This is a genomic window from Shewanella sp. SG41-4 (assembly GCF_014164505.1).
GTDB lineage: Bacteria > Pseudomonadota > Gammaproteobacteria > Enterobacterales > Shewanellaceae > Shewanella.
Genome location: NZ_JACJFI010000205.1, coordinates 1 through 7,724, shown reverse-complemented (window position 1 = coordinate 7,724; position 7,724 = coordinate 1). Strand labels below are relative to the sequence as shown.

The following is a 7,724-nucleotide window of genomic DNA, read 5'->3' as shown; positions in this document are numbered from 1 at the left end:
GTTTTCTTTACTCAGGTTACCGCTCTCATCAAACAGACCAAAGTAACCTTTAAGCTCATCAATTGATAAAGGTCTTTGGTAACCTTCTTGCTTAAAGCGTGACAAAATTTCGTAAAGCCTTTTGCTGTAAGACTTTTTAAGCCTGTAAAGCGGCTTTCGATTGATAAGTGCAAAGCCTTTGTTGGAAAAATCTATATATTGCTCTTTTAACTCAGGGTTAGGGGTGATTATCAGTTTTGCGTCTTTATACTTAATACGCGCCAGGATTGGAATGTAATCCCATTCATTTGTTGCAGTATTTGTAAACCCTACCGTTCTAGAAGCTAATCTGTCTGCCACAGGTTTAAGCGTTGAGCTTAAGTGATTAGAGTCAATACTAAACCAATCGGCAAGTGTTTTTGCCGGAAATTCGTATGAAGGAGCTGACATGCCTTTCCAATGCTCTTCTCTCATGTGGGCAATCATGAGGTTAAAAACGTTTTGCTCATGAACGGTTAGCCGTTGGCGAGAAAATATTAATTCATGGCTCTTCTTGAATGATTCCGGCATTGATTCCTGCAAACCCAAATTAACATTCTTCTGTTTGGTTCCATTATCATTTTCGTTTTTGTTAGAGCTCATTTTCTACCTTAATTCCATTCATGGATAAATTTTGAAGCGTTTGCAGTATTACATAAATATGTTGCAGATGCATACAAGTTTTTGTCATTGTAAAATACAAGAATCCGTTACATTAAAATACACGAATCCGTTACCTATAAATACTGAAATCCGTTAGTGAAAGGTGCTGGAATCCGTCACTATAAAATACAGATATCCGTTACCTATATGTACATAAACCTGTCTTGGTTAACAGTATGAACTTGTTGTAAACATAGGTTATTTTCATTTAATCTGGCCTGCAAGTTATGCTAGAAACATCGTGTGTTAACCTCAGTTAAATTGTGCTGCCAAAATACGTTGTTTATAAGACGTTGTATTTATTAAATTAAAAATCAGAAAAATACAAAAGATCACTTTTCCGTTATCAATATTACATTAATCCGTCATCTTGATTGCACGAATCCGTCAATCCGACTACACGATTTGGTCATTTCATTATTTGAGCTGTAAGTTCCTTTAAGCCAACGCCTGTTGTAAGTTTCTGTTTATAATAGGTTTTAAATTTTTATTTTAAATATCACACAGACAATCGACTATGCACTAGCATAAGTGCCAAATATATAAATCGTAACCTTAACAGTAACTTAGGTTGACTCTAACGCCAAAGTAAACGGATTTGTGTATTTTAAAGTTGAAAAGATCATTTTTTTGTTGTGCCATATAACATGGATTACCTCTCAACCATCTGTTTAATATAGGAAATTTTATCTTTGAATTTATTTTTTATAAATATGTCAACAACAGATTTATGTAATATTGACTTAAATCACAACGGATTTATGTAATTTAAGCCTTTATCACAACGTAAAATTGATCTTTAACTCTTTTATGTCTTCTTATGTCATTTAAAAACCTCTAAATACTATGCTTTTCTAACACTGACAATCTTGCGGCTTCCTTAACATCATGGCCTCTAGAACGATACTTCTTCATCAGTTCACGGTCATCGGCGTCTGTAGAGAAAATCATGAGCGTTTCCGGCTCAAGCTCCAACCTGCAAATTTCACTCATTTGCTTGTGGAATATCATGATTTCTGAATACGCTCCTTTTTTGGTGTGCACAGACTTCATTAGTTTGAATTGAGCGTCTGTAGCTGTGAAAGACTGAGTATTTTTTATTTTGTCTACTGATGAAGGATCTTGCCCCAGGAATAGTTTCCAGTCTGTATTAGCTAGAATAGCCTGACCTACCGCGTTACCAGTTGCATCCATGAGGTTTTGGGTAATAACCCCACCAGAAGCGCGTACTTTACGAAATTTACGAAATGCGGCCTGTAGAAACTCTCCAACGAATTCAATTAATGCACCTTTGTCGCCATCTTTATCACCGGCCATCCACTGCCATGCTTCTTCTAAAAGGAATAAACTCTTACGTGCGGTTCCGCCTTGAAATATTTTGTGTTGGATTTGATTGATGATGCCAAGAATGACCACCAGCTGAAGATGTAAGTCGTTCTGCAGTTCTTCTAATTCAACTACAACTAAACGGCCGTCAAAGTCGATTGCTGGTCGAGAATTTGAAAATAAATGTCCATAAACACCACCTTCAGCAAATATCATTAACTGCTTTCCGATTTGATTCATGTAATCTTCAGGATGCTGCAAACAGCGTTCAACAAAAATTGTGACCGTTGAATTTTGACCTAACTCATTCCACATATCGGTTAGCATTGTCATCATTTCTGCACGTTGTACTTCAGATACACCGTGTTTAGGTGCTGCCATGGCTTTGAACATGGTTAGTATCATTGGGCCTTGGCCATCATCACCTGTCCACTGATGAATAGAAGGAAACGGGTTTAGTGAATATTTGAAATTACCATCAAAAGAAATAAATTGGCTGTCAGTGAACATTTCTGCCAAATTTTGATATGAGCGACCACTGTCAAGTATGAATACTTGGGCGCCATCATCGAATTGTTCAAGTTGATAGTTTTTTTGGTGAGCGTGACGTAATAGTGAACCACCTATTTTCACACCTGAGTTTAAATAGCAGTTTACAATGTAGTTCACTAATACTGATTTACCTGAGCCGGTTGCAGCGCTTAGCAAAAAGTTGTAACCACCGTCAGTCTTGAATAAATCCCAAGAAAATACCTGTCCGTTACGTGTGGCTAATGGAACGATAGGGTAATTTGTATTGCCCTTCCAATTGCTCATGTGTGGAGTAAGGAAAACTAACGCTTCAGAAGAGTAAGTAGAGTGGCGTCGATAGTTGGAATAACCTTTATCCATCATGCAAGGAATATTCTGTAAAAATAAAGGTCCTGTTAACACTGATTCAGTCGTAAACGTAATACGCTTTGTTTCAAAGTAGCGCTTCATTTTAGCGACTGTGCGTTCGCTTCTCTGTTCTGAATCTGAAAATACTATGACATGAGTGCCTGAGTTGGTTACCTTCGCCCCCCGCTGGTCTATTTCGGTCCATAATTGGTCATAATCACGTTTTTGCTCTGCTAAGCCCTGAAACCATTCGAGAATTTTGCCTTTTGCTTGGCCAAGTAACCATTTACGACCATTAGCAATGTCACTCTTAGCCTTACCTTGTTCTGGGTAATGGATAAGCGTCGATATCATAAATGGATCACCATGCGCCACGGCACCGGTTTGCCACTCACCAGCTAAATCAAACATCTGGCCATAATAGATTTCTTCTGGCAAAGATGATAACGACATTATTTTTATGTGCGTTTGATTATCAGGTTCAAATTGTAGTTTTCCATCTGAATCTATGCTTTTAGGCTTCCCGGTTACTATGCCATTAGGCGTAAAATGTATGGTGTTGCCGTCTTCTATGATTTGTTCTGATAATGTTTTGCTTGCATTGGGCTTGGCATTCATATTGCGCCAGATAGCACTTCTAGACGAATTAAAAAGTGCCTGAAGACGCCACAACAGGTTATTAGGCTTAAGCTTGTGCGGAGCAAAACCGACCCCTTTTAAGCTTTCTTCAATGTCCAAAATTAAAGACCTAAATCGCTTTTCTTCACGGTCATTTGCCAACAATTCCGCAGTAGGAACCCGTACAGTAAACCAAAATTCATAGTCTCTTAAACGCGCACCGTTATGCATATCCTTGAATACTTTACTTTCAAGGTCTGCCGCAAGCGATTCAGCCATCGATGTCGTTAGCTCATTATCATTACCCATCAATCGATTGCCACGTGTAGCCTCAAATTGCTGAATAAAATAACTAATATCTGGTAGACCAACTAACTGGGCTTGAATCGTTGTGTCAGCTGGGAAATCTTTTTTAAAAATGGCATCCCAAGTATTTTTTAACTCTTCGTTACATCCCGGCGTTGGTTGACAGCAAAACACGACGGCCATACCACCGCCTTCCATAATGTAATAATCCGATTCAAAACCAACAAAACCAAACATTTCGTCAACCTTGTCATAATCAGCAAGTTTTCGGATTTTATTAAAATAACTCGAGAATACGCCCATATCTTATTTCCCCTGTTTTTCAGTAACACCTAAGCTGTTATAGCCTTGCTTAGAACGGGCTTGCCTGCGCTCTTCTTCCTGAGTAACTTGTTGTACTTGTAATGGCACTATTCGCCCTGGACGGTCATTCGCTTGTTCACCTACCAGCCATTTCTTAGGTGCAACTTCTACATAAACAAACCCCGGCATGTGCAAATCACCATCGCTGTCAGTCCATGATGAAATCAATATCCGCATAGTTTTTGGCTGTTGCAATACAGCTAATGGCTCTGGCGCTAATGCCATGGGTGATTCACGATGAACCATGAGTCGTCCATGTTCATCTTGCATTCCTTCTACCGCGCCAAATGTTCTGTTGACTGGTTCTTGGACCAATTCAGCTGCGGGTAATTCATCATGTCTAATGTGAGGTATTGGCTCGTAAACATTGTTACTGTCACTGACCATTCGAGCAGCTGGTGCAGTTTCCACTTGAGCGTAAACAGGCTTTTTTTCTGCCTTTATTGGATTAATTGAGTTTGGATCAAAATTACTATCAACTTCGCTTTTATCTTGAGTCGAAACCTCATTTTGGGGTGCTTCAATTTTACCCATTGAAACATTTAAACCTTCAAGGCTTGTTCTGTTATTCGTTAAATCATGTATTTGACGCGCTGAAGAACAGGCTGCACCCTTTGCATCATTTGGACATGCAAATTCGCTTTCTCCAACCTGCATCGCACACCCTGTAGTAAGAATGCTTAACGCGAAAGGGATCATCAATATGGGTAATTTGTTCATTTATTGTTTCTCCGTAACATTGGCCATAGCTTCAGCCATTTCATTTTCAATAGGATCTTCTATTAATTGCGCTGGCTTTTTATCTATTGCCGGAGTTGTTTCTGATGTTTGAACTGCTTGCTCAACTTCATCCGGGGTTGGTTGATTCTCTAACCACTCAACAGGATTGTTTGGAAGACCTGAAAAACGTTTACCGTCTATGCGAACAAAGTAGGGAACCTTAGTCACATCCAGGTAAGTAGCCATTAGCATTGGTGTCATCACCTTTTTCAAATCTTCTTCTGAACACTCGCGTTGTCCGACATTTTCTGCTTCACCCGTCATTAATACTTGCAAAGAATCAGTCGTAGAGTATCCACACCACGCTTTCATAGATGTTGTGATTGAGCCCTTGTCGTGGGGCATTATGATTAAATCTAAATTCACTTTACTTGGATCTAAGTTAGCTAAAAAATCCTGTGATTCTTTGACGGTTGGACTCACAAAAACGCGAGCTTGCTTTGAAATTGCGGGATTGCCAAATGGGATAACAGCCATTTGATCCATTAATGTGCCATTAGCAAAAGAATCTAGGTGTAACAACCAAGAGTCTTCAGCTTGCTCAACCGTTTTTACCGGTGTCATTGACCATAAATCTTTAATATCCCCATCTATTAAGAAGCGGCCGTTTGACGATATAAATATTGGCGGTTTGCCTTTTAACTGTATGAGCATGACATTTTTAATGGGTAGCATTCGAACATTTTCTACATCACCCAATTCACTCATCATCGCTTTGACATCATCAGAAAAACTTGACTGAATATCTGTCTCTGCATTTTTCAATTTAGCCTCTTGCTCAAGGTCTAATGCCAACAAAGAGGGGCTGGCAACTAACATAGCAAGCGCAATACCTGTTACGAGTTTCATCCTGCATTCTCCAGTGTTTGTAATAATTGTTGAGCAGGTCGGTAACCTGGAACCATTTCCCCGTTTGGTAAAATGATGGCTGGTGTTCCATTGATGCCGAGTGATTCACCAATGGAGTACATTTTGTCTACGGGTGAATCACATGAACTGTTTGGCACAGCTATGTCGTTTTTAGCATCCGTTAACGCCTTGTTTTGGTCTTTAGCACACCATACGTTCTTCAAAATTTTATCCATTTCAGAATTGATGCCGCCACGGGGGAATGCAGCGTAAGCAACCGAGATCCCAAGCGCATTATATTGGTCTATTTCCGAATGAAGTTTTCTGCAGTACCCACAAGTTGGATCTGTGAATACCGTTATGCGATATTTTTCATTTTTGGCGGGGAATACGATTAGCTCATCCTGAATATCTTTCATCTGGTCATTAGCGAGTTCGCGTTGCCGTACAGCGGTTAAATTGAGTAATCCATCTGAGAATTGATGCAAAGAACCTGAGAAAATGTATTCGCCATCATGAGACGCATAAAAAATCCCTTTTTCTGACTCTAATTGATAAAAACCAGATAATGGGGCGTTAGACACTTGAGTTACTTTAAATGGAAGTAATGATTCAAACTTTGCTTTTGCCTGTTCTGCTGAAAATTCTTCAGACATTGCCGGCAGTGACGCCATGACTGCAAGTGCAGTTGCCAGTATTTTAATGTTTGTTAGTCTCATCTCTACACCCTAGTTGTGGAATTAGGGTTAATTATGTCGCACTTGAATCCAGTATTTAGTTCGTTCAAGTGCCAATTTGGACGCTGAACTGAAATTCTTTAAATAAAAGTGTGAGAAAATAACTTAAATTATTTGTAGTGAGGATGTTTATGACGGCTCAACTAGTTAATCTGCAAGCGGCACCTATTGTTATGGCCAAGGAGCATGTGTTAACCAACTCGTATATGAAGGTTATGCAAGTTTACTTTATTAACTTATCTGCCTTTAGACGCTTTATTGCTAACATTCATTCACGCAAAGAGCTTAAATACAAAATTAAGGCTCATGTGTCTCGTAACAATGAGCTCTTTTCATTCAATCGCTCTCCAGCAACATTACAAGCTGATTGTTTAGCGTTGATACGCATGGCTGAAACGCTCAGAAATAATGAATATTTATAGGTGGTATATTTTTTGTAGTAGGAAACACTCAATCACTCATGCAGGCCAAATGGAGTTCGACGATTAACTTCATAATTTTCTTCACGATTATACTGACTAGCTAAATGCTAGTCAGTATAATCGCAGCATGATGTTAGTTGTTGTTCGAAACGGTTACTGCACTCTCAATTGTTGTGTTAACTGTGAAAATATCTCTTTTTGCAAATTCTCACGTTTTTCATACTCCGCCTCGTTTGTAATCCTGGGGTTTTCTATTCCAAGTTCAGCAAGGCTCTGTCGCAAAGTATCTATATCATTCAGTTTTAAATCGTATTTGGTGCTTTTAAACTGTAAAGATGTATCGCTAATGCCGATGATGTTGCTTTGGTCTAGTAGTAGCTTGAGAATATCGATGTACTCGAGTTCGGTTTTTGTGTCGTAACCTTCGCGTATAAAGTATTCAGCCATAGATTTCGTACTGATAACCCGCACTTCTGGCTTGTTCGCGTTAGCTGCCTTCAATTTTGCGATTTCATCATGCAGAGGCTGTGTTTTGTAGTCAATCACACTATTTACAACAATTGCAGTAGTTAAAATCATCATTCCCATTGTGATTATTTTTGGCCATATAGCGTTACTGGCTTGCTTTTCATTAGTCATATTTATTTCCCTATTTTCAACGCTATACCGCGCTGAACGATAAAGTCAACTTCGCGACCGCCAAGTACTTCTACTACCGGCCAGCTGGCATCAACCATTTCTAAATAATATTTGGCTATCATGT

The 7,724-nt window shown here is 39.1% G+C and carries 7 protein-coding genes; 1 reads left to right on the top strand and 6 read right to left on the bottom strand.

The window, feature by feature from the left end:
• The 5 genes from H5202_RS15945 to H5202_RS15925 all read right to left on the bottom strand — a co-directional run.
• A partial coding sequence (locus H5202_RS15945) for a replication initiation protein (protein ID WP_182772950.1) occupies window positions 1-621 on the bottom strand: 621 nt, incomplete at its 3' end.
• 897 nt (window positions 622-1,518) lie between these two features.
• Window positions 1,519-4,113, bottom strand: a complete 2,595-nt coding sequence (locus tag H5202_RS15940) for a TraC family protein (RefSeq protein ID WP_182772949.1) — start codon at window positions 4,111-4,113, stop codon at window positions 1,519-1,521.
• Window positions 4,114-4,116: 3 nt separating this feature from the next.
• A complete protein-coding gene (locus H5202_RS15935; protein WP_182772948.1) occupies window positions 4,117-4,893 on the bottom strand; it encodes a TraV family lipoprotein in 777 nt (258 codons plus the stop codon).
• A complete protein-coding gene (locus H5202_RS15930; protein WP_182772947.1) occupies window positions 4,894-5,802 on the bottom strand; it encodes a hypothetical protein in 909 nt (302 codons plus the stop codon).
• A complete protein-coding gene (locus H5202_RS15925) occupies window positions 5,799-6,521 on the bottom strand; it encodes a thioredoxin fold domain-containing protein (RefSeq protein ID WP_182772946.1) in 723 nt (240 codons plus the stop codon). Before H5202_RS15925 ends, H5202_RS15930 begins: the two co-directional genes overlap by 4 nt.
• A gap of 149 nt (window positions 6,522-6,670) precedes the next feature.
• Between H5202_RS15925 and H5202_RS15920 the strand changes: the two genes are divergently transcribed.
• Window positions 6,671-6,961, top strand: coding sequence for a hypothetical protein (locus tag H5202_RS15920; protein ID WP_182772945.1), 291 nt, complete (start codon window positions 6,671-6,673; stop codon window positions 6,959-6,961).
• A gap of 153 nt (window positions 6,962-7,114) precedes the next feature.
• On the opposite strand, the gene H5202_RS15915 is transcribed toward H5202_RS15920, so the two are convergent.
• Complete coding sequence (locus tag H5202_RS15915) at window positions 7,115-7,600, bottom strand: hypothetical protein (protein ID WP_182772944.1); 486 nt, start codon at window positions 7,598-7,600, stop codon at window positions 7,115-7,117.
• Between the last annotated feature and the right edge of the window lie 124 nt (window positions 7,601-7,724).